This is a genomic window from Flavobacterium filum DSM 17961, from assembly GCF_000425465.1.
Lineage (GTDB): Bacteria > Bacteroidota > Bacteroidia > Flavobacteriales > Flavobacteriaceae > Flavobacterium > Flavobacterium filum.
In genome coordinates this window covers 211,787-235,441 of sequence record NZ_KE384381.1, presented here as the reverse complement: position 1 = coordinate 235,441, position 23,655 = coordinate 211,787, and the positions used below count along the sequence as shown (strand labels likewise).

At 33.6% G+C, this 23,655-nt stretch carries 18 protein-coding genes; 16 read left to right on the top strand and 2 right to left on the bottom strand.

Going from position 1 to position 23,655, the window contains the following annotated elements; translation table 11 throughout:
* Positions 1 to 2,127 (bottom strand): M3 family metallopeptidase, encoded by a 2,127-nt coding sequence (locus H601_RS0114050; protein WP_026712082.1) that lies wholly within the window; start codon positions 2,125 to 2,127, stop codon positions 1 to 3.
* Between the two features lie 108 nt (positions 2,128 to 2,235).
* Positions 2,236 to 6,306, bottom strand: a complete 4,071-nt coding sequence (locus tag H601_RS0114045; protein ID WP_026712081.1) for a T9SS type B sorting domain-containing protein — start codon at positions 6,304 to 6,306, stop codon at positions 2,236 to 2,238.
* A 374-nt stretch (positions 6,307 to 6,680) separates the two neighbouring features.
* Here H601_RS0114045 and H601_RS0114040 point away from each other — a divergent pair, with 374 nt between their 5' ends.
* The 16 genes from H601_RS0114040 (at position 6,681) to H601_RS0113965 (ending at position 23,634) form a co-directional block, all read left to right on the top strand.
* Entirely contained in the window at positions 6,681 to 8,003 is a 1,323-nt protein-coding gene (locus tag H601_RS0114040; RefSeq protein ID WP_026712080.1) for a site-specific integrase, read from the top strand.
* A 220-nt stretch (positions 8,004 to 8,223) separates the two neighbouring features.
* On the top strand, positions 8,224 to 8,553 hold the full coding sequence (locus H601_RS0114035; RefSeq protein ID WP_211223564.1) for a hypothetical protein: 330 nt from the start codon (positions 8,224 to 8,226) through the stop codon (positions 8,551 to 8,553).
* Positions 8,554 to 8,742: 189 nt separating this feature from the next.
* A complete protein-coding gene (locus H601_RS0114030) occupies positions 8,743 to 9,612 on the top strand; it encodes a DUF3347 domain-containing protein (protein ID WP_026712078.1) in 870 nt (289 codons plus the stop codon).
* A gap of 5 nt (positions 9,613 to 9,617) precedes the next feature.
* A complete protein-coding gene (locus tag H601_RS0114025) occupies positions 9,618 to 10,088 on the top strand; it encodes a TlpA family protein disulfide reductase (protein WP_026712077.1) in 471 nt (156 codons plus the stop codon).
* Between the two features lie 2 nt (positions 10,089 to 10,090).
* Positions 10,091 to 10,588 carry a heavy-metal-associated domain-containing protein gene (locus H601_RS0114020; protein ID WP_026712076.1) on the top strand — a complete coding sequence of 166 codons (498 nt, stop codon included), beginning with the start codon at positions 10,091 to 10,093 and terminating at the stop codon, positions 10,586 to 10,588.
* Positions 10,588 to 11,397, top strand: a complete 810-nt coding sequence (locus H601_RS0114015; RefSeq protein ID WP_026712075.1) for a hypothetical protein — start codon at positions 10,588 to 10,590, stop codon at positions 11,395 to 11,397. Before H601_RS0114020 ends, H601_RS0114015 begins: the two co-directional genes overlap by 1 nt.
* A 7-nt stretch (positions 11,398 to 11,404) precedes the next feature.
* Entirely contained in the window at positions 11,405 to 12,064 is a 660-nt protein-coding gene (locus H601_RS0114010) for a class I SAM-dependent methyltransferase (protein WP_026712074.1), read from the top strand.
* Positions 12,065 to 12,077: 13 nt separating this feature from the next.
* Positions 12,078 to 12,773 carry a DUF3347 domain-containing protein gene (locus H601_RS0114005; RefSeq protein WP_026712073.1) on the top strand — a complete coding sequence of 232 codons (696 nt, stop codon included), beginning with the start codon at positions 12,078 to 12,080 and terminating at the stop codon, positions 12,771 to 12,773.
* 1 nt (position 12,774) lies between these two features.
* Entirely contained in the window at positions 12,775 to 13,245 is a 471-nt protein-coding gene (locus H601_RS0114000) for a heme-binding domain-containing protein (RefSeq protein ID WP_026712072.1), read from the top strand.
* A gap of 5 nt (positions 13,246 to 13,250) precedes the next feature.
* Positions 13,251 to 14,531, top strand: a complete 1,281-nt coding sequence (locus tag H601_RS0113995) for an efflux RND transporter permease subunit (protein WP_026712071.1) — start codon at positions 13,251 to 13,253, stop codon at positions 14,529 to 14,531.
* A gap of 11 nt (positions 14,532 to 14,542) precedes the next feature.
* Entirely contained in the window at positions 14,543 to 16,480 is a 1,938-nt protein-coding gene (locus H601_RS0113990; protein ID WP_035656081.1) for an efflux RND transporter permease subunit, read from the top strand.
* A gap of 43 nt (positions 16,481 to 16,523) precedes the next feature.
* Positions 16,524 to 17,720: a TolC family protein gene (locus H601_RS0113985; protein ID WP_245571664.1), complete on the top strand. Its 1,197-nt coding sequence runs from the start codon at positions 16,524 to 16,526 to the stop codon at positions 17,718 to 17,720.
* Positions 17,721 to 17,722: 2 nt separating this feature from the next.
* A complete protein-coding gene (locus H601_RS0113980; protein WP_026712068.1) occupies positions 17,723 to 18,970 on the top strand; it encodes a heavy metal-binding domain-containing protein in 1,248 nt (415 codons plus the stop codon).
* A 2-nt stretch (positions 18,971 to 18,972) separates the two neighbouring features.
* Positions 18,973 to 20,190, top strand: coding sequence for an efflux RND transporter periplasmic adaptor subunit (locus H601_RS0113975; protein ID WP_026712067.1), 1,218 nt, complete (start codon positions 18,973 to 18,975; stop codon positions 20,188 to 20,190).
* Positions 20,191 to 20,210: 20 nt separating this feature from the next.
* Complete coding sequence (locus H601_RS0113970) at positions 20,211 to 22,748, top strand: heavy metal translocating P-type ATPase (RefSeq protein WP_026712066.1); 2,538 nt, start codon at positions 20,211 to 20,213, stop codon at positions 22,746 to 22,748.
* A 13-nt stretch (positions 22,749 to 22,761) separates the two neighbouring features.
* Entirely contained in the window at positions 22,762 to 23,634 is an 873-nt protein-coding gene (locus H601_RS0113965) for a DUF2911 domain-containing protein (RefSeq protein ID WP_026712065.1), read from the top strand.
* Positions 23,635 to 23,655: the final 21 nt, after the last annotated feature.

Below are 23,655 nucleotides of genomic sequence, written 5' to 3'. Positions count from 1 at the left end.
TTATTTTGTTTGCTTGTCTAAACCGCGTTTTTTCAACAAAGGTTGAATGCTTGGTTCACTTCCTCTAAATTTTTTGTATAATTCCATTGGTTCTTCTGTTCCACCTTTTTCCAAAACATTTTTGCGGAAAGAGTTAGCTTTTGCTGCATTGAATAATGAAGTTTGTTTGAATTGATCAAAAGCATCTGTATCCAATACTCCTGACCAAATGTAGCTGTAATATCCTGCGGCATATCCACCGGCAAAAACATGACTGAAATAATTGGCTCGATGTCTTGGAATAATAGATTTAATTAAACCCAAACGTTTCATGGCATCCATTTCAAATTGATTGGCAGAACCTGAGATTCTCCCATCAGAATTGTGAAAATCCATGTCTAAGAAAGCAGAAGCTAAATATTCAACTGTTGCAAAACCTTGCCCATACGTTCCTGAATTCTCTAATTTTTTGATTAATGCATCGGGAATTGTTTGACCTGTTTTATAATGTTTGGCATACATTTTCAATACTTCCGGGTCAGCGGCCCAATTTTCCATCACTTGTGAAGGAAGTTCAACAAAATCTCTTGGAACACTAGTTCCGGCTAGACTTTTGTATGTTACATTCGATAATAATCCGTGTAAGGCATGTCCAAATTCGTGGAAATAAGTTGTCACTTCATCAAACGTAAACAAAGCGGGTGCATTTTCTGTTGGTTTAGAAAAATTACACACAATGGAAATTACCGGAGCAATTCGTTTACCGTTAACGGTTTTTTGTGGTCGATAAGAGGTCATCCAAGCACCACCTCTTTTAGAAGCTCTGGGATAAAAATCCATATATAAAACACCAAGATGTGTGCCGTCTTTTTCTAATACTTCCCAAACAGTTGCCTCCGGATGATAAGAAGGAACGTTTTTCAATTCTTTAAATTTTAGACCGTATAGTTTTTCACAAACCAAGAATACACCGTTGGTGACTGCTTCTAAACTAAAATAAGGTCTTAATTCTTGCTCGTCTAAATCGAATTTTTCTTTTCTGATTTTTTCGCTGTAATAACGCCAGTCATAAGGTTGTACGTCATCATTTATTCCTTCAGCCACCATCATTTGTTTGATTTCCGCTTCTTCTATTTTTGCTTTTGCAATGGCAGGTTCCCATAATTGGTTTAAAAAATCAAGTACTTTTTCTGGTGATTTTGCCATACTTTCTTCTAAAACATAGTGAGCAAATGTTGGATAACCTAATAATTTAGCTTTTTCAGCTCGCATAGCTGCTATTCTAACCGCATAGGTATTATTATCAAATTCATTACCATTGTTGCAACGGTTTTTATAAGCTTCCCAAATTTCTTTTCTTAATTTTCTGTTGGAAGAATACTGTAAAAATGGCATCACACTTGAGTTAGACAAGGTAATCATCCATTTACCGGGTTTTCCTTTTGCTTTTGCAGTCTCAGCTGCGGCGGCAATTAAATCATCTGATAATCCGGAAAGTTCCTCTTTGGTGTTGGCAACATATTCGAAGTTGTTTGTTTCCGCTAAGATATTTTGACCAAATTTTAACGTTAAAACAGCCATTTCGCTATTAAGTTCTCTTAGTCGTCTTTTTTCGTCATCATTTAAATTTGCACCACTTCTAACGAAAGCTTTGTATGTTTTTTCAAGAAGTTTGTGTTGTTCCGCATTTAATTTTAATTTACTTTTTGCATCCCACAATTGTTTTACTTTTCCAAAAAGTTGACTGTTTAAATAAATATTATCGTTGTGTGAAGATAGCAATGGAGCAACTTCTTTGGCAATATTTTGAATTTCATCATTTGTGTTTGCCGAATTCATGTTGTAAAAAACAGTAGAAACATTGGAAAGCAGCTCGCCCGAATTTTCCATTGCTAAAATCGTATTTTCAAACGTTGGAACACTTTTATTGGTTGCAATCGCTTTGATTTCCAATGCGTGTCTTTTTATCCCTTCTTCAATAGCCGGTTTAAAATGTTCATTTTTAATCAAATGGAAAGGAGGAACATTAAATGGGGTATCATAAGGATTCAAAAAAGGATTGGTAGAAAAAGGTCTTTTAATTTCCTGAGCCTCTGTTTGTCCCAATGTTAATCCCATGATAACTAGTGCTAAAAATTTGTTTTTCATTGTTTATTTTGTTTGCCAAGCCAAAATAGTAATTTTTCAAAAGTGCGAAAGTTAGATTAACTTATTTTTAAGACAAAAGCCAGTCAAATCTGACTGGCCTCTGCGATATTAATTTTCTCTATTGATATAAATCCATCCGGTTTTGGCTTCACTGTTCCTAAAATGAATGACATAATAATAGGTTCCCGTGGGTAATTCTTTGCCATCATTGGTTTGACCTATCCACTCTGTTTTATAATTATTCTTTTGATATACTTCAAGACCATAACGATTAAAAATACTCAGTTTTTCAACATCAAGTAATTCTAAATCAAAATAATCATTGGCTCCGTCGCCATTAGGCGAAATACCTTTTTGAATGCCGCAGAAAATATTGTTAATGGTTATGGGTTGTTCAACAAAACATCCGTCAGCTGTTGTAATTCGAATGGAAAATTGAATTGGGAAGGTTTCTGTTTCAGAAGTACTTCTTACATATTCAGTCACATTAAAAGTAGGAGCATTCAACCCAACTGTTTGACCATTTTGGTTGAGCCATTCGTAACTTGTTACAATTAAATCTGAATTGTTTGCCAATTGTGCACCAATCATAAATACATTGTTTTCACAATCAGTAGTTACATCAATTTCAATTTCCGGTAAAACAGAAATAGTTACTAAAGTTGTGGTTGCACATCCTGAACTTGGTGTAAATAAATATTGCGTTGTTTGTAAAGTATTCACACTTGCAGGATTCCATGTTCCGGTGATACCGTTATCAGATAAAGTTGGCAATAAAACACTTGGGCTATTGTAGCAAACATTTTCCACCAAGTTAAAAGTGGGAATAACAGGTTGATTTACTGTTACCGTAAATTGAAAAACACTACTACATTGACCGGCATTTGGGGTGAAAGTATATACTGCCGAATTGGTGTTGCTTACCGTAGTATTATTCCAATTTCCCGAAATAGAATTGTTGGATAAATTTGGCAAAACCGGAACCGCATCACCAGCACAAATGGTTAAACTGTTTCCAAAAGAAAATGTTGGCACTACATTTTGATTCACATTTACGGTTAAAGTAAATGATGAAGCACATTGATTTGGATTAGGCGAAAAAATATAAGTTCCCGATTGGGTATTGTTGATGGTTGGAACATTCCACGTTCCTGAAATGCTATTGTTGTCAACTAGTGGCAAAGTTGGTACAGCATCTCCACTACAAATGGTTATCGTATTTCCAAAATTAAAAATTGGAGCAACTTGTGGATTTACTGAAACAGTTAAGGTAAAATTCACTGCACATTCAGAATTGTTAACGATAAAAGTATAAGTGCCGTTTGTAGTATTATCAATTGCTGCCGGACTCCAATAGCCATTTACGCCATTGTTGTCAACATCCGGTAAAACGGGAACGGTATCGCCTTCGCAAATGGTAAGTGTGTTACCGAAATCAAAAACTGGGGTTGCAAAATTTATAATATTAACGGTTAATATAAAATTAGCGGCACATTGACCGGCATCAGGTGTAAAAGTGTAAATTCCACCATCGGTATCGTCAATTTGTGACGGATTCCAACTTCCTATAATTCCATTATTATCAATAGTAGGAAGTAGAGGAGCTTGAACACTAGTACAAATAGAAATTGAATTATTAAAATTGAATACCGGTGTGATGACATCATTTACGGTAACGTTTAAAGTATATTCCGAAGCACATGGATTATTATCAGGTGTAAAAATATAAGTGCCTGATAAAGAATTATCTATAGAAGTTGGATTCCAATTTCCAGTAATTCCATTGTTGTCAATCATAGGTAATGAAGGAACAGCCTCTCCGTTACAAATAGAAATCGCATTTCCAAAATTAAAAACAGGCACTGTTGACGTAGAAACCGATACAGTTAAAGTAAAAGTGGAATAACATTGAGTGTCATTCGGGGTAAATATATACGTATTTGATTGTGTATTGTCAATTGTGGTTGGATTCCAAGTTCCATTTACTCCATTGTTATCAACAGTTGGTAAAACCGGTACATCATCACCTGAACAAATGGTTAAGGTATTGCCAAATGTAAATACCGGAACATTATTTTCATTTGGATTGGCTAATACAACAATTACTGCTTGTGAAACACAACCCGTTTGAACATCTCTAACAAGTACAGTATAGGTTCCGGGAGTTAAATTTCCAAACAATGGATTCGTTTGAAAGGTCGAACCATTATCAATACTGTAATCGAAAGAACCCGAGGAAACATTGATAAACTGACCAATATTCGTATAATCTTGTGGGTCAAATGCTTCCCAGTCAGCCGGATTCCATGTGGTGCTTGGTGCTATAGCGGTTGGTAATCTACGGTAAGTATATCCGGGTTCGTTATTTGGTGTAAAAGCAATTCCGTCTGTTCTTCCCCAAAGATCAATCAATACATCTGAGGCAGAAGTCAAACGAATGTTATCATCGATATTTACGCCACCGCAACTCGCAAAAACCAAATCCGGAACTACACCGCCTTGATTTCCGTTACTGCCAATGGAGACAACTTTTACAGTATTATGAGGTATTAAACCACTCAATAGTAAATTACAGGACGGATTGGGACCACCGTTATTATAAACTTTAATTCGGTAATTCGCTAAATCAATCATATTTCCGGTTCCGTTGAATAATTCAATATAGGTTAAAGAACCAAGCGACTCATCTGTAATTTCAGAAATAATTAAATCAGGATAAACATTTCCGGTAGAAATTGGATTGGTTATTTCAATACTGCCGGTTGGTGTGGCACATGTTGGTTGTACAACAGTAATTTCCGGTACAATTTGATTGTTCAACAACGCCAACACGGCTAGGGCTGAATTGCTTTCACAACCATTAACGGTTTGTGTAACATAGTAGGTGGTGTTGTTTACAATTGGAGTACTAGTGGCTAAAGGAATAGTTGCATCTTGATCGGCATACCATTGTAAATTAACTCCATTTACGATTAAATCAGCTAAAGTAAAGATAACAGTTGCATCATTACAAATCAACTGAACAGTGTCTCCGGTTGGAGCTAATGGAGCTGGATTAATAGTTAAGCTTACCGGAGTTCTGGTCGAACTAATACAGTTTGAAGTTGTGTTTTGAGCTTCTGCGTAATAAACTATTGTGCCAACACTAGATAAAGTTGGGTCTGTAACAATTGTGCCATCAACGGGTGCATCATACCACACAATAATTGACCCATCATTTGTAGTAGCTTGGGCAGTTAAGGTTTGAATGGGACTGTCTTCACAAACCGATTGATTTCCGCCGGATGTAGGTGGATTAACTGTTGGGTCATTTAGAGAAATTGTCGTGTTTATAGTAGTTGAACAATTGTTTATCACAAAGTTAAAGTTACTGTAGCTACCGGCATTTAATCCTGTAATCACAAACTGTCCATTATTGTCGGCGATTATAGAAATTGGCCCAACTGATGATCCATCGTCATTATAGGACAATGAATAAGAAGAATTTGGATTTAAATTTTCAATGGTAATTGTTCCTTCTGTTCCTGAACAAGTAGTAGGATTAAAAGCAATAAAGTTCGGATTGGCTCTAATCGAGAAGTAGGCTTTGAAATTATTTCCGTTATTGCTCACAAAAACTGTATCATCACATTGTGAAGGTGAATCAAAATCTCCTGTCACGTCATAAAAAACTTCCAATACATAATTTCCGGGTGCAAAAGTCGTTAAGTTTACCGGGCTAAACGGCGTGGTAGTCCCGTCAGCGATTACTCTTTGCCATTTTTGATCCCCTTCCCCACAGGGTCCACCGGAAGGGAATTCACTAATTGCCGTGTTACAATCATTAAAAAATGGAAAATCAATAGTGTTAAATCCGCCGGGAGTGTCTGATTCAAGGTAAATTCGGTAGTTCATTCGAACACTACAAGCGTTACCGTTACTGGTTTTAAATGTTTTCACTTCACCACCACGCAATATAAACGTTCCGGAGTTTTGAATAAAAACACCAAAATTGGTATCGGTAAATACATTTTGTGGAGGTCCAATTAAACTTGGTCCTTCACCTGTGGTATTAAAAAAATTGGATGTATTACAATCTGTCAACCAAACAGCGGATGCAAAAGTCCCAAAATTTTGACTGTAATGTGAAGTAGATAAGAACAAGAAAAAAGCACAGAAAAGCAACGTAATTCTTTTCATAAAGTTAAATGTGTTTTTTGTTTATTGAAAATTGCAAACTAAGATAACTATTTTTAGATATATCTAAATAGTTAACAACTTTTTTTTTAAAATCTGCATTTCTCAAACGTTGTAGTTTAATAAATAACTGAAAATGAATCAAAACAAAAAAGCTCAAACTTTCATTTGAGCTTTGTGCGGGTGATAGGTGTACTTTGCTAGATTAATGATAATTCAAAAAAAGTAGTTATTATCATTAATGTATTGTAAATAAAGTATTTAAAAACATTTTAAATTAATATTAATCTTTGTTGATTTCTATTAATTAACAAATTTAGGGGAACATTAGGGGAATGGAGCAAATGTTTTTTATATTTGTTTAAAATTTAAAAAATATGGCTTCAGGTAGTTTCAGAGTTAAGACTAAAAATGATTGGAATGCAATTTATTATCGTTTCAAACAATCAAATGAGTTTGACTTAGAATGTTCAACTGGATTGAAAATTCCAAATGGAAGATGGAGCATTTCAAAGTCTGAAGTTTTGCAAACGAATGGCTTTGATAGTGATGGTGTTAATTTGACTATTAAAGATTTAGATCGGTTCATAGTAAGCGAATTTAATAAAGGATTAAAAGAAGGAGTAGTTTTCAATTCTAAATGGTTAAAAGAGAAGATAAAAGTTTTTCTCAATAGAGAAACAAAAAATGATTTGATTGATGATCGAATATTTTTTTCAAATTATATTAATTCATATATAGATGAATCTAAAACGAAAAAAACTAGGAATAACACTTTAGTAAAACCAAGAACTATTCAGCATTACAAAACGACATTAAAAAAAGTTGAAGCTTTTGAAAGTTATAAAAACAAGAAATTATTAATAACTGATATTAATTTGCAATTTCATTCTGATTTTGTTGATTTTTTAGAAAAGAAACAAAAATTAAATCCTAATACCATCGGTGGTTATGTTGATGATATAAAATTAATGATCAACAATGCAGAGAGAAAAGGTATAAAAGTGAATAACGAGATAAAGATGCAAAGTTTTTATACTCCAAGCAATAAAACGAAGGATATTTACTTGAATGAAGTTGAAATCAATTCAATCTTTAATCATGTTTTTGAGTTGGATTATCTCGATAATGCGAGAGATTGGTTCATAATTGGATTAAGAACAGGATTGAGAATTTCAGATTTTTTAAGATTAACTCCAAAAAATATTATTGATGGATTTATAGAAATTCAAACTAAGAAAACTGATTACCCGGTTATCATTCCAATTCATAGCCAAGTCCAATCAATTCTTGATAAAAGAAATGGCAAATTTCCCCGAGAAATAAGTGACCAAAAATTTAATGACTACATAAAAAAAGTATGTGAAGAAGTTGGGATTAATGAAAAAGTTGAAGGTGCTAGGATGGATGAAATTGAAATCAAAGCAAATGGAAAGAAAAAGACAATTTTCAGAAAAAAAGTAGGGATATATAAAAAATACGAATTGGTTACTTCGCACATTTGCAGACGTTCCTTTGCAACCAATTTATATGGTAAATTGGATACTCTGACTATTATGAAAATTACAGGGCATCAGACTGAAAGTCAGTTTTTAAGTTATATTAAAATTACACCTAGACAATATGCTCAACAACTAAAAGAATATTGGAAAAAAAATCAGTCATCAATGTTGGGCGATAGTAAATTTAATGAGAATTAAAAAGACGAATTTTAAATATTTTTGGAAGAGATATTTAATTAAAAACTAAAATCTAACAAGTTAAATTTCTTAAAGAAAATTAGCTTAAAAGTGTAAATGTATAATCGTTTTAACAAATTCTTAGTTGAATTTGATTTAAAACTATGTATTTTTGTGATGTTTTGATTTAATAATGATAAAATTTCACTACATAATAGTTCTATTTATAGGCATGCTCTTTATGCCTAATAATGCTATTGCATGTAGTGTCAAGAGTTCAAAAAAATGTTGTGGCACAGAGGTTTCTTTCTCCAAAACAGAAAAAAAAGAGTGTTGTTGTACAGATAAATCCAATAGTGAAGAAAACAAAGGATGTAATGGCAACTGCGATAACTCTCTTTGCGGATGTGCATCAACCTGCACCACATCAACAGTTAGTTTTTTATCAGAAATTAATTTTGAAACACGTGTTTTTAACTTCCCTGCGGTAGAAAAAGTAAATTTTCCTAACGCTCAATCGTCTATCTCAGATGGTTTTTATTCTATTTGGCTAATTCCTAAAATAAGCTAAATTACTTTTTTGACAGCCAAAAGTGTGTCAAAATGGTAGCTTTTTTGCTATCCACATACAAATTCATACAGTTATAAATTATGCTACATCACTAATAATGATGTTATAGCCTTTACATCAACTGTAATTCATTAAAAATTATTTTTATTAACTAATCAAAGTACTCGCTTTGATCAAATATCATTTAAAATGAAAAATTCATTTATAAACATAATGGTAGTAATCTGTGTATTGCTATCAACTACAACAAATGCACAAATTAAGAATGCTACAACCGAGACAGTTAGAATTTACGGTAATTGTGGTATGTGTAAAACAACCATTGAAAAAACAGGAAATATCAAGAAAATAGCGAAAGTAGAGTGGGATCAAGACTCTCAGTTGGCTACTTTAACTTATGACGCAAAAAAAACAAACCAAGATGAAATTCTAAAAAGAATTGCATTGGCAGGATATGATAGTGATAAATTTCTTGCTCCGGATGATGTATATAATAATCTTCATGGATGTTGTCAATATGAAAGAGTAGCTAAAGTTCCTGTCAAAGAAGAAAATAAAATGATGACTACCGAAGCACATTCTAATCACAGTAATCATTTTCAATCAGCTACTGATGTAATCCCAAATGAAAATCAATTAGATGCTGTGTTTAGCAATTATTTTTTAGTAAAAGATGCATTAATTACATCCGATGCAACTAAAGCAGCTGTAGCTTCTAAAGAACTTTTGAGTGCAGTAAATAACATCAAAATGGAGAAACTTGAAATGGATGTCCACATGGTTTGGATGAAAGTTGTTAATTCAATCAAAGAAGACGCAAAACAAATTGGAGATAACAAAGACATCAAACAACAACGACAACATTTTTCAAATTTATCAAAAGATATTTATGGTCTAATGAAAGTTGCCAAATATGAATCCCCTATTTACTATCAATTCTGTCCTATGTATAACGATGGAAAAGGTGCAAATTGGTTAAGTAAAGAAGATGCCATTAAAAATCCATACTACGGTTCAATGATGTTGAGTTGTGGTAAAACGGTAGAAATTATAAAATAAATAAAATGAGAAAAGTAATTTTTATGATTTTGATGGTTGCCAATACTTCTATAGTAAATGCACAAATAGAAGTTGGCGATAAAATCCCATCAGTAACGCTAAAAAGTAGCGACAATAGTGATGTGAATACTTCCTCTTTTAACGGGAAGTATGTACTCGTTGATTTTTGGGCATCTTGGTGCGGTCCTTGTCGCTTGGGTAATAAAAAGTTAGTAAAACTGCATAATGAAGTTAGTACTGACAAGATTGAAATCATTGGAATATCAATAGATACGGATGCTAATAAATGGCTCAAAGCTATTGAAAAGGACAAAATAAAATTTACCCAATTAATTGATCCCAAAGGATTTGATGCTAATGCAGCTATATTTTTTGGTGTGGAGGAGTTACCGTCTAAATTCTTATTTAACTCAGAAGGCATTCTAATTGCAAAAAACCCATCAGATGAAGAAATAATTAAGTTAATAACACAATAAAAATGAAAAAAATAAATAAAACATATATCCTAGTTGCATCAATAATTCTGATGTTTTCACTAAAAAGTAATGCACAAATTGTTAAAGCAGAAATCAGAGCAACGGGTTTAACGTGTTCAATGTGCTCCAATGCAATAAATAAGCAGTTAAAAAGTATGCCCGAAGTGGCTAATGTAGAAACCGACTTAAACACAAACACATTTACAGTAACATTAAATGAAGGCTATAATTTAAGTCCAAAATCTTTTAAGGATAAAGTAGAAAATGCAGGTTTCTTCATAGGTTCCTTAATTATAACTGCAAAGCCGGAAACCATAACCCAAAGTACTTACATTTTGGTTAGTGACAAACCAGATAACATGAATGAAATACAATTTCAAGTGGTTGACAAAGGCTATGTGACTGAAAAAGAGTTCAAAAAATTATCCAAATCATACAAAAGTGTTGAAACTTATGCTTCAAACAACGAAGATGATTTTCACATTAAAATTCTAAATTAATGAGAAAGATTATTTTAGTTGCAGTTGCAATAAGTTGCCAAAACATTTTTAGCCAGGAGTTATTTGTAGTAACGGATCCGGCTAGTAATGTTCCTGCAAATTCCCTGGCGGTTAATGTGATGCAGTCACTTTTCAAAGAGGAAATGAAATCAGGCTACAATTACCATTTTATGCCCGAAGCAACTTATGGACTAAACAAAAACATTATGTTCCGGGCTTCTGCTTTCATAAGTAACCGAAGCAACCAACTGGTGACTGAAGGAGGTAGTTTTTATACAAAGTACCGTTTCTATTCCTCCGATGATCTGAACAGTCATTTCCGAATGGCAGTATTTGGAAGATATAGTTTCAATAATGCCGACATTCACCAGGAGCAAATAGAAATCTTAGGACACAACACAGGTTTCGAAGGAGGATTTGTAGCCACTAAGCTGATTAAAAAACTGGCAATAAGTTCGTCAGTAAGTTTTGAGAAAGCCTTTGACAACAAACCTGATTATCCGTTTCCAGATAATATGGGCGACAATGCTACCAATTACACCTTATCATTTGGTAAACTGATGTATCCAAAAAAATATACCAGTTTCAAGCAAACAAATATTAACTTTATGGTAGAATTTGTCGGACAAACCATCAATGAAAACGGCAAATCGTACTTAGACGTTGTGCCGGCAATACAATTTATTTTCAACAGTCAGGCACGACTGGATTTTGCATACCGTCAAGAATTAATGAGTTCAATGGTACGTTCAGCACCAAATGGCTTTTATTTTAATCTGTACTATACTTTTTTCGATTTAACAAAATAAAATCAAGATGAGTGAAACAAAATTTATCCCGGCATTAGGTTATGATTTTTTAAGCGATTACTATGATTTAGCTATAAAAGTAACAATGCCTGAAAAAAAGTTCAGAAACAGATTAATTGATTTTGTTGACCCAAAGGAGAAAGAAAAAATTTTAGAATTTGGTTTCGGAACAGCCCAAAACATTATCATACTCAAACAACGATTTCCTAACTGTAACATACAAGGAGTTGACATCGACCCTAAGATTAAGTCAATAGCAGAATATAAATTGAAAAAAACAGGAATTGAAGCACCTCTTTTTTTATATGATGGAAATAAGTTACCATTTGAAGATAATTCAATTGACAAGGTTTATAGTTCTCTTGTTTTTCATCAGTTAGACATGATTACAAAATTGAAATGTTTATTAGAGATTAATAGAATATTAAAACCAAATGGAGAATTAATCATTGGAGATTGGGGTAAAGCAAAAACAAAATGGATGAGGTTATCCTTTTACTTAGTTCAATTATTAGACGGTTTCAAAACTACCACTGATAATGTAAATGGATTGATGATAAAATACATTACTGATGCAGGATTTAAAAATGCTCGGGAAGTAGATTATATCAACACATCAATCGGGACTTATTCTTATTATAAAGCAGAAAAAATAATTAATAACTAAAAAATAACACAGTATGAAAGCACTTATTTTAACAGCTATTTTAGCAATCACTTTAGTTTCTTGCAATCAAAAAAACAAAGAAACAGAAAACAACACTACAGAAACTTCCGCAAATTCAAGTGAACTATATGCATGCCCAATGCATCCCGAGGTTCAAGGAAAAAAAGATGAAACATGTTCCAAATGTGGTATGGAATTAACCGAACTGGTAACTCAAACGCAAGCACCTCACGAAAAAAAAGCAACAGAAGCATCCTCTGCTGCAACAACACAATCCAATGTTAACATCGAGGATATTTTAATTAGTTACATAAATTTAAAAAACAAATTGGTTAAAGATGATACAAATGGTGCTGCCGAAAAAGCAAAAATACTATTCACCTCATTTGACAGATTTGACATCAAAGTTTTAAGCGAAAAACAAAAAAAAGAATATTTGGATATTGCAGATGATGCCAAAGAACACGCAGAGCATATTGGAGATAATGGAGGAAAGATAGAACATCAAAGAGAACATTTTGTAATGTTAAGTAAGGATATGAATGACTTAATTCAATTATTTGGAACCAGTCAAAAACTATATCTGGATTTTTGCCCAATGGCAGATGACAACAAAGGTGCTGTTTGGATAAGTGAAACAAAAGAAATCAAAAATCCATATTTTGGAAAAGAAATGGCTACTTGCGGTTCTATAAAAAAAGAATACTAGTATGAAAAAAATCATCAAAAAAATACTTTTTATTGGGTTAATTATTTTTTTGTTGATACAGTTATATCAACCTGCTCGGAACATTAGTTTTGAGCAGGATATAACTGGTAATTTTACAAAAGTCTATAATGTTCCTAAAAATGTTGAAATCATTTTGCGAACTTCTTGTTATGATTGCCACAGTAACAACACCAATTATCCTTGGTACTCTTACATTCAACCCGCTCGTTTTTTTATGGAAAGTCATATTGCAACAGGAAAAGAAAATTTAAATTTTAATGAATGGGGAAATTATAGTAGCCGAAAGCAAAATAATAAATTAGAAAGAATTGCAAAACAAATCGAATCAAACGAAATGCCTTTGAGTTCTTATACTTTAATCCATAAAAAAGCAATCCTTACAGCCTCCCAAAAAAAAGAAGTATTGGATTGGATAAATAAAACAAAAGATAGTATTTCATTACTAAATTAAAAATAATGGTAGAAAAATTAATAACATTCTCACTACGAAATCGAGCCGTTGTCTTGCTGGTTTCAGCTTGCTTATTTGCTTGGGGAGTTTACAGCGTCCAACAAAACCCCATTGACGCCATTCCTGATTTATCCGAAAATCAAGTTATTGTGTTTACGGAGTGGATGGGAAGAAGCCCACAGGTTATCGAAGCCCAAGTAACATATCCCTTGGTTTCCAACCTGCAAGGTATTCCTAAGGTTAAAAACATTCGAGGCGCATCTATGTTTGGGATGAGCTTTGTTTACATCATTTTTGAAGATGATGTCGATATTTATTGGGCAAGAACCCGTGTATTGGAAAGACTAAATTATGCCCAACGCTTGTTGCCTCAAAATGTAGTTCCAACACTTGGACCCGATGGCACAGGTGTGGGTCACGTTTTTTGGTATCATTTAAACGCCGACGGTATGGACTTGGGAGAGCAAAGAGCCTTACAAGATTGGTACGTGAAATTCGCCTTGCAAACTGTTCCTGGAGTTGCCGAAGTGGCATCTTTTGGTGGTTTTGAAAAACAGTATCAATTAGTGTTGGATCCCTTGAAAATGCAATACTATAACGTCAGTATGATGGAAGTGATGAATGCAGTCAAGGCTAATAATAACGATGTTGGTGGGCGAAAATTCGAAATGAGTGATATGTCATACATTATAAGAGGATTAGGATATATCAAAAACATAAAGGACGTGGAAGAGATTGCTATTAAAAATTATAATTCCGTTCCTGTAAAAGTTAAAGACATTGGTTCAATACAAATGGGTGGCGATTTGAGACTAGGTATTTTTGATGAAAATGGCACTGGTGAAGTTGTTGGCGGAATTGTGGTAATGCGTTATGGCGAAAATGCTGATAAGGTAATAACGGCAGTCAAGGAAAAAATGAAAGAAGTTGAAAAAGGATTGCCTGAAGGGGTTACTTTTAAAACCTCTTATGACCGAAGTGATTTAATAGAAAAAGCAATCGCATCAGTTAAAGGAACTTTAATCGAAATTATGATTACTGTTTCTCTTGTGGTTCTTCTTTTCCTTTTTCATTGGCGAAGTGCTTTAATTATACTCATTCAATTACCTATATCTGTGTCTATTGGCTTTATTTTACTTGAAGCATTTGGCATTTCATCTAATATTATGTCATTAACGGGTATTGCTCTGGCAATTGGTGTTGTTGTTGATGATGGTATCGTAATGGTAGAGAATGCATACAGGACAATTTCGGAGAAACAGGAAGAAATGGACAATAATCAGTAATTGGAAATAAGATGAAAAATAAAATTAAAAATATATTCAAAAAAGAAAACGATCCGTTGTCTTCTGAAGATAAGTTGAAGCTTATAGAAAGCTCTTCCAAATTAGTAGGTCCAGGTGTTTTCTACTCAACAATAATTGTAATTACATCCTTTTTGCCTGTATTTCTTCTCACGGGAATGGAAGGCAAGTTATTTAGTCCACTAGCTTGGACAAAATCGTTTATACTGATAGTTGATGCTTTTTTAGCCATTACACTTACACCTGTGTTAATTAGTTTCTTACTAAAAGGAAAACTTCGCCCAGAAGACAAAAACCCAATTAACAAAAAATTGGAAAGCATTTATACACCCATTTTGATTTTTTGTTTAAAATGGAGGAAAACGGTATTGGGCATCAACATCATTGCCTTGCTGATTGGTGTTTTAATGTTTACTCGTTTAGGCTCAGAATTTATGCCTCCTTTAGATGAAGGATCTGTACTGTTTATGCCGGTAACCTTGCCTGATGTGTCCAATTCTGAAGTAAAAAGAATTTTGCAGGTTCAGGACAAATTGATAAAATCAATTCCCGAAGTGGCTCACGTGCTTGGAAAAGCAGGCAGGGCAAATACGGCAACGGATAACAGTCCAATAAGTATGGTGGAAACAATTATTTTGTTAAAACCTCAAGCAGAATGGCGAGAAGACAAAACCAAAAATGACATTATCACGGAAATAAACAACAAATTGCAAATCCCTGGTGTGACCAATGGTTTTACGCAACCCATTATAAACCGGATTAATATGCTTTCGACAGGAATCAGAACCGATGTGGGAATTAAAATCTACGGAGCAAGTTTAGATACTATAAATGTTTTGGCTCAAAAAATTAAAAAAACATTGGAAGGAACTTCTGGTGTTAAAGATTTGTATGCTGAACCAATAACAGGCGGTAAATATATTGATATTGAAGCAAAAAGAGACGTTATTGGCAGATACGGACTAACCATAGATGATATAAATAACGTAGTTGAAGCCTCTATTGGAGGTATGAAACTAACCACAACTATCGAAGGAAGACAACGTTTTTCTGTAAATGCACGATATGCACAAGAATACAGGAATAGCCTTGAGGCCTTAAAAAAACTACAAGTACAAACAATGGATTTTGGTCCAATACCATTAGAAACTGTAGCTAATGTAAAAATAAGTGACGGTCCTCCAATGATAAATAGCGAAAATGCAATGCTTCGTGGCACTGTATTGTTCAACGTTCGGGAACGTGATTTAGGAAGTACTGTAAAAGAGGCACAGGAGAAACTCAATACAATGATGACTAAAATGCCAAAAGGATATTATGTGGAATGGAGTGGTCAATGGGAAAATCAAATTCGAGCTAACAAAACATTAAGTTTAATACTGCCCATTGTTGTGGTCATTATATTTCTTGTTTTATATTTTACGTACCATTCAATGAAAGAGGCGTTAATCACAATGATTACAGTACCCTTTGCTCTAATTGGAGGGATTTTTATGGTTTATTTTTATGGCATTAATTTATCTGTTGCCGTTGCCGTTGGATTTATTGCACTGTTTGGAATGGCAATCGAAACGGCGATGTTAATGACCATTTATTTGAATGAAGCTATGAATAAAATGGTAGAAAAGTACGGAAATAGCAAGGAAACCATAACTGAAGAAATATTGAAACAATATATTATTGATGGTTCTGCCAAAAGGTTAAGACCAAAATTGATGACTGTTTCCGTTTCACTATTTGGATTAATCCCCATTCTTTGGGCGACAGGAACGGGATCCGATATAATGCTTCCCATTACTGTTCCACTAATTGGAGGTACAATTACTTCCACGATTTATGTATTATTAGTAACACCAATTGTTTTTGAGATGGTAAAACTTCGAGAATTAAGAACAAAAGGTAAAATAGATCTTATAGATGTTAAAGAATAAATTTTATATAGTCCTAAGTTGTTTGATTTTAAGCGCCACAAATTTGGCTGCCCAAACACTTTCCTTGGATAATGTATTGAATACCATCAAAACAAATAATCCACAATTGAAAATTTATGATGCCGAAATTCAAAGTATGGATGCTGCAGCAAAAGGAGCCAAAAGCTGGATGCCCCCTCAAGTAGAAACCGGTTTTTTTATGACACCCTACAATACCAAAATGTGGAAAGCAAATGAAATGAACCCTGGTATGGGAAACTATATGTTGGGTGTTACGCAAATGATACCCAATGCATCCAAGTTAAAAGCTGATTTTAATCTTATGAATGCAATGTCATCGGTCGAAAAGGAAAACAAAAACTATACAGTTAATCAATTGAAAGCATTGGCAAAAACAAATTATTATCAATGGTTGGTTTTAAATAAAAAAATAAAAATAGCCGATGATAATTTGTTGCTTTTAGATTATATGATTAAAAGTATGGAAATACGCTACCAGTATAATATGGATAAATTGCCTACTTATTACAAAGCAAAATCGCAATACAGCGCATTAGAAAGTATGATTCTAATGTTGCAAAATGACATTTCCCAAAAGCGAATTATGCTAAACACCTTGATGGCAAGAGATAAAAACACCAAATTTGAAATTGATGAAACTTACGAAATAAAAGATTTTAATTTGGCCATATCAGATACAACTTCTCTTTCTAAAAACCGAAGCGATGTACAAGCCATCGAAAAAACGATGGAAATAAATCAACTCAAAATTGCAGCCGAAAAAACAAAATTATTACCCGAGTTTGGTATAAAATACGACCATATGTTTGCTTTTGGAACACAACCTCAACAGTTCTCCTTGTTGGGAATGGTTACTATTCCTATGCCTTGGTCAACCAAAATGAATAAAGCCAACATCAATAGTTTTAAAATTAAAAATGAAAGTCTGAACTGGCAAAAACAAATGATTTTGAATGAAGCCACAGGAATGATTTCGGGTATGAACAATGAATTGACCGCTTTAAAAAAGCAATACGAGATTGCACAAAAAAGCATCATTCCTGCCTTGAAAAAAAATTATGAAACTGCAATTTTGGCTTGGCAAAATAATACTGGTGATTTATTTGCCACTCTCGATGCTTGGGAAGCATTAAATATGGCTCAAATTGATGCCTTGGACAAATTACAAAGTATTTTGGCAGCACAAGTAGAAATTGAAAAACAATTAGAAACCAAATAATTATGAACAAGTATATAAAGTATGGTTTAGCTCTTATTGTAATTTCCATTATTGGAATTGCAATCTATTTCTTTGCCAAAAAATCAGATAATCATTCAGAAATGGGGCATCAAAACGAAGTTTACACTTGTTCGATGCACCCGGAAATCATTAGAGATAAACCTGGAAATTGTCCCATTTGTGGAATGAATTTGGTAAAAAAAGTAACAGAAAACAATCCCGTTGACGACAATTCAATCGACAATCTTATAAAACCTACCGACAATTTTATTGTAGGTAATTATCAAACGACAACGGCAATAGACACCACCTTAAGCAGTGAAATAAATTTACCAGGAATTGTGGGATATGATCCCAATTCATCTGTAAACATTGCAGCTCGAATGAGCGGAAGAATCGAACGAATGTATGTCAATTATAAATATCAAAAAGTAAATAAAGGACAAAAACTATTTGATTTATACAGCCCAGAATTACTGACGGAACAACAAAACTTCATTTATATGATAACTAATGATGCTGAAAATCCTTCGATTATTAATGCCTCCAGACAAAAATTGTTGCTTTATGGAATGACTGAAAATCAAATAAATGCGCTGTCTAATTCCAAAAAAGTTAACCCACTAATAACCATTTATAGTCCAGCTTCTGGTATTATTGAAGGAACAGCAACGATGGATAATACAACTAATCCTGTGATGCAAAGTGCTAGTAACAACACTGAAGTTTTGAATGTTAAAGAAGGGAGTTATATAAAAAAGGGAGAGGTCATTTTTAAACTATTAAATACGGATAAAGTATGGGGAATATTCAATGTTATCCAAGGATACAATAGTCTAATCAAAGCCAATCAATCCATCAGAATTACTTCCGAACTTGACAAAGGTGAATTTATGGATGCAAAAATAAATTTTGTTGAAACACAATTAAATCCAGCCGATAAAACCAATAGAATTCGAGTTTATTTAAATAACAATAAATTCAAATTACCAATTGGTTTGCGATTGCAAGGTGTTGTTAAAACAAATGCAATAAAAGGAATTTGGATACAAAAACAGTCAATGGTAAGCATTGGAAACAAAAAAATAGTTTTCTTGAAAATGGACAATGGCTTTAAGGCATCTTCAATAAAAACCGGAATTGAAATAGATGATTTTATCCAAATTATGGAGGGTATTTCAGTAAAAGACACCATTGCCAAAAACGCACAATATTTAATTGACAGCGAAAGCTTTATTAAAACCGAATAATGATGAAGACAATAAAAAAAATAAGTGTACTATCAATACTATTTATGGTAATGGTGGCTTGTAATACTAAAGACAAAGAAGACCATAGCAAACACAATAAGAGTGCAGCAACAACATTTTACACTTGCTCTATGGATCCACAAGTTAAGGAAGACAAACCCGGAAAATGCCCCATTTGCCATATGGAATTAACACCAATAAGACAAGATGATACAGAGACAAACGAAATAAGTTTGAGTAAACAGCAAATACAGCTGGGAAATATCACTACCCAAACTATTTCAGAAACCCAAAGCAGTTTAGAGCAAAATTATACGGGAGTCCTGACAATTAATCAAGAGAAAATCAAAACCATTTCTTCAAGAGCAATGGGAAGAATTGAAAAGTTGTATTTCAAGACCGTTGGTGATTATGTGGCTAAAAACCAAGCCGTATATCAATTGTATAGCGAAGATATTGCCATTGCCAAACAGGATTATTTCACGGCATACAAACAACTGGCAATGCCTGGCGATTTTGGAAAAAATGCCCAAAATATGCTCAATGCAGCAAAACAAAAACTGTTGTTCTTTGGTCTAACCAATGCCCAGATTGAAAGTTTAAAAACCATTAAGGAAGTTTCTCCTTATACCATTTTTTATAGCACTACCAGTGGAACAATATCGGAAATAAGTACCACGGAAGGCAGTTATGCAATGGAAGGTTCTAGTATCATTAAATTAGCTGATTTAAACAGTCTTTGGCTAGAAACACAAGTCAACGTAAACTATGCTAAAAATCTAAAAATAGGACAAAAAGCCCAAATTACATTTACCGATTTTCCTGATAAAACCATAAATGCACAAGTCTCTTTTATCAATCCAGAAATAAATCCAGATACTCGTCTGCTTTTAATTCGATTGGAAATACCAAATCCAAATTTGCAATTAAAACCTGGGATGCAAGCGATGGCAAAATTAACACAATCTAATCTGAAAGGATTGTATATCCCTGTTGATGCAGTTATAAGGGAAGAAAACGCTTCCTATATTTGGGTTGAAAAAAGACCGGGAGTATTTGAAAACGTAATGGTAGAAACTGGAATAGAAACCAATGGAATGATAGAAATCAAATCTGAAATAGATCCTGCCAAAAAAGTCGTTATTACAGGGGCTTATGCCATAAACAGCGAATATAAATTCCGAAAAGGAAGTGACCCAATGGAAGGGATGAAAATGTAATATTTAAAAACTAAAAAATTATGACACATACCTATACCATTACCGGAATGACTTGCAATGGCTGTCGTTCTAAAGTCGAAAAAACATTGAATGCTATTGATGGCGTTGAAGCAAAAGTTTCCTTAAACCCATCCATAGCTACTATAACAATGGAAAAACACATTCCAATAACACAGTTGCAAGAAGCATTATCTGCCGTTGGAAAATACACCATAGAAATAGCCAATGATAAAATGTTACAACAAGCAACCTCAAATGAAAATACTGTAAAATCTTGTTGCTCTACGCATTCCCACAGCGATAAAAAAGAAATCAAAATCGCTGTTAATGCTAATGGCAAATATTATTGTCCAATGCATTGTGAAGGCGAAAAAGTGTATGACAAAGCAGGCGACTGTCCTGTATGCGGAATGGATTTAGTCAAAGCTCCGGATTTAACTCTTAGCAAATCCCTATATACTTGTCCAATGCATCCAGAAGTAATTAGTGAAACACCAGGTTCTTGTCCTATTTGCGGAATGGATTTAGTGCCTATGAATCCAACTGACACAGAAGATCAAAAGACCTATAAAGATTTGGTCAAAAAAATGAAAATAGCGGTCGTATTTACAGTTCCCATTTTTGCAATCGCAATGATAGAAATGATGCCAAACAATCCGTTACTTAAAATAATGGATGCTACAAAATGGAATTGGGTACAATTTATACTTACACTTCCTGTTGTTTTTTATGCCTGTTGGATGTTCTTTGTTCGTGCCTTCAAATCTATTATTACTTGGAATTTGAATATGTTTACCCTTATCGGTATAGGAACCGGAGTTGCCTTTTTGTTTAGTTTAGTGGGTATGTTTTTTCCAAACATTTTTCCAAACGAATTCAAAACAGAACACGGAACAGTCTTGCTTTATTTTGAAGCCACAACAGTAATTCTAACATTGGTTCTATTAGGACAATTAATGGAAGCCAAAGCACACAGCCAAACTAGTGGAGCAATTAAGGAATTACTAAAACTCGCTCCTACCGAAGCTATTTTAGTAATTGATGGAAGTGATAAAGTAATTTCGATTCACGACATCAAAAAAGGGGATTTATTGCGCGTAAAACCCGGGGACAAAATACCAGTTGATGGCAAAATTACCGATGGAGAAAGTAGCATTGATGAAGCGATGATTACAGGCGAACCCATTCCAGTGGACAAAAAGAAAGATGACAATGTAATTGCAGGAACTATAAACGGTAACAAATCCTTTGTAATGATTGCCGAAAAAGTAGGTTCAGAAACTTTACTTTCTCAAATCGTGCAAATGGTCAACGATGCTTCTCGATCTAGGGCACCAATTCAAAAATTGGCCGATAGTATTGCCAAATATTTTGTGCCAATAGTGGTGATTATTTCAATAATTACTTTTTTCATTTGGGCTAAGTTTGGTCCCGAACCTGCTATGGTTTATGGGTTTATAAATGCCATTGCTGTATTGATTATTGCTTGTCCTTGTGCTTTAGGTTTGGCAACTCCCATGTCCGTAATGGTGGGTGTTGGTAAAGGAGCACAATCGGGCGTTTTGATAAAGAATGCCGAAGCTTTAGAAAATATGAATAAGGTTAACGTTCTAATTACAGATAAAACAGGAACTATCACCGAAGGAAAACCATCTGTCGAAAAAATATACTCAACCGATAACAAAGATGAAGATTTATTGCAACGCATTGCTTCATTAAATCAATATAGTGAACATCCATTAGCACAGGCTGTAGTTAATTATGCTAAACTAAAAACTGTTTCATTAATTGAAGTTAAAGATTTTGAAGCCGTTGCAGGAAAAGGAGTTACAGGAACGGTAACCAATAAAAAAGTAGCATTAGGTAATAAAAAGCTAATGGAACAAGTCAAAGCAACAGTCTCTGACGATTTAGAAAACAAAATTATTGCAGAACAAAAACTCGGAAAAACAGTTTCCTATATAGCAGTTGAAGGCATTGCTATTGGTTTTGTATCAATCTTCGATGCGATTAAAGAATCAAGTACAGCAGCCATTAAAGAATTAATGAGCCAAGGTGTAAAAGTAATTATGCTAACTGGGGATAATGAAAATACAGCCAAAGCGGTTGCTGATGAATTAGGGTTAGCATCATACAAAGCCGGATGCTTACCCGAAGACAAACTCAAAGAAATAAAAATATTACAAGCAGAAGGCAAAATTGTGGCCATGGCTGGCGATGGTATAAATGATGCTCCGGCATTAGCACAAGCTGATATTGGAATTGCCATGGGAACCGGAACTGATGTAGCTATTGAAAGTGCCAAAATCACTTTAGTGAAAGGAGATTTACAAGGCATCGTAAAAGCTAAAAATTTGAGTCATGCTGTTATGAGAAACATCAAGCAAAATTTATTCTTTGCTTTTTTCTATAACGTATTGGGTGTGCCAATTGCAGCAGGAGTTTTATACCCATCTTTCGGAATCTTATTATCTCCAATGATTGCAGCTCTAGCCATGTCATTTAGCTCAGTATCTGTAATTGTGAATGCATTACGATTACGAAATTTAAAACTTTAAATAAAAAATGAAAATGAAAAAAATAATCTTTATAAGCTTTATGCTATTTCAATCGTTACTAATAGGTGCCCAAGAAAAAGTTCAAATCAGAACCAAATCAGCAAGTCCAGCTTCATCATTTGATCAAGAAGTGGGCAGTGCAATAATAAAAATAGCATATAGCAGACCTTTAGTAAGAGGCCGAAAAATATTTGGTGAATTAGTACCTTTCGATAAACTTTGGCGTACAGGTGCGAGTGATTGCACAGTAATTAACACTTCCGAAGATATTTCCTTTGGTAAAAGTATATTAAAAGTCGGTAGTTATTCAATATTCTCAATTCCATCAGTTAATGAATGGACGATAATTGTTAACACAGATACTACTTTACATGGTGAAACGGGCTATGATGAAAAAAAAGACGTGATGCGTTTCAAAGTCCCTACAGAAAAAAGTCCCAACTTCTATGAAACATTCACAATTGAATTAAATGACATCAATAGCAAAGGAGAGGCATTTCTAAAAATATTTTGGGAAAATACTATGGTCAAAATACCAATAAAGAGTAAGGAGGACGATACTATATTAGCATTAATAGACCAACATATTGTTAAAGGCAAAACACAAGATGCTACTTTATTATTTCAGGCAGCTAATTATTATTATAGCACAAATAGAGATTATAAACAAGCAATTGAATGGCTTTTGGAAGCTGAAAAATTAAACCCACAAAATTTCTATTATCCAAATTTGAGACAAAAATTAGCCTCAGAAAATAAAGATTACCCAAAAGCTATTGAAGCTGCAAAGAGAGCAATTTCGATAGCTGATAAGGAGAAAATGAAAAAAACTATTGAACTATTAAACCATAAAATAGCTGATTGGGAAGTGTTATTAAAAAAATAATATCGTAAGAGTAAATTTAAA

Coding starts and splice junctions, on each gene's coding strand:
- H601_RS0114025 (WP_026712077.1), top strand. CDS start 9,618: ATGAGAAAAGTAATTTTTATGATTTTGATGGTTGCCAATACTTCTATA.
- H601_RS0113965 (WP_026712065.1), top strand. CDS start 22,762: ATGAAAAAAATAATCTTTATAAGCTTTATGCTATTTCAATCGTTACTA.
- H601_RS0114005 (WP_026712073.1), top strand. CDS start 12,078: ATGAAAGCACTTATTTTAACAGCTATTTTAGCAATCACTTTAGTTTCT.
- H601_RS0113975 (WP_026712067.1), top strand. CDS start 18,973: ATGAAGACAATAAAAAAAATAAGTGTACTATCAATACTATTTATGGTA.
- H601_RS0114010 (WP_026712074.1), top strand. CDS start 11,405: ATGAGTGAAACAAAATTTATCCCGGCATTAGGTTATGATTTTTTAAGC.
- H601_RS0114000 (WP_026712072.1), top strand. CDS start 12,775: ATGAAAAAAATCATCAAAAAAATACTTTTTATTGGGTTAATTATTTTT.
- H601_RS0114035 (WP_211223564.1), top strand. CDS start 8,224: ATGCCTAATAATGCTATTGCATGTAGTGTCAAGAGTTCAAAAAAATGT.
- H601_RS0114050 (WP_026712082.1), bottom strand. CDS start 2,127: ATGAAAAACAAATTTTTAGCACTAGTTATCATGGGATTAACATTGGGA.
- H601_RS0114030 (WP_026712078.1), top strand. CDS start 8,743: ATGAAAAATTCATTTATAAACATAATGGTAGTAATCTGTGTATTGCTA.
- H601_RS0114020 (WP_026712076.1), top strand. CDS start 10,091: ATGAAAAAAATAAATAAAACATATATCCTAGTTGCATCAATAATTCTG.
- H601_RS0113980 (WP_026712068.1), top strand. CDS start 17,723: ATGAACAAGTATATAAAGTATGGTTTAGCTCTTATTGTAATTTCCATT.
- H601_RS0114045 (WP_026712081.1), bottom strand. CDS start 6,306: ATGAAAAGAATTACGTTGCTTTTCTGTGCTTTTTTCTTGTTCTTATCT.
- H601_RS0113995 (WP_026712071.1), top strand. CDS start 13,251: ATGGTAGAAAAATTAATAACATTCTCACTACGAAATCGAGCCGTTGTC.
- H601_RS0114040 (WP_026712080.1), top strand. CDS start 6,681: ATGGCTTCAGGTAGTTTCAGAGTTAAGACTAAAAATGATTGGAATGCA.
- H601_RS0114015 (WP_026712075.1), top strand. CDS start 10,588: ATGAGAAAGATTATTTTAGTTGCAGTTGCAATAAGTTGCCAAAACATT.
- H601_RS0113990 (WP_035656081.1), top strand. CDS start 14,543: ATGAAAAATAAAATTAAAAATATATTCAAAAAAGAAAACGATCCGTTG.
- H601_RS0113970 (WP_026712066.1), top strand. CDS start 20,211: ATGACACATACCTATACCATTACCGGAATGACTTGCAATGGCTGTCGT.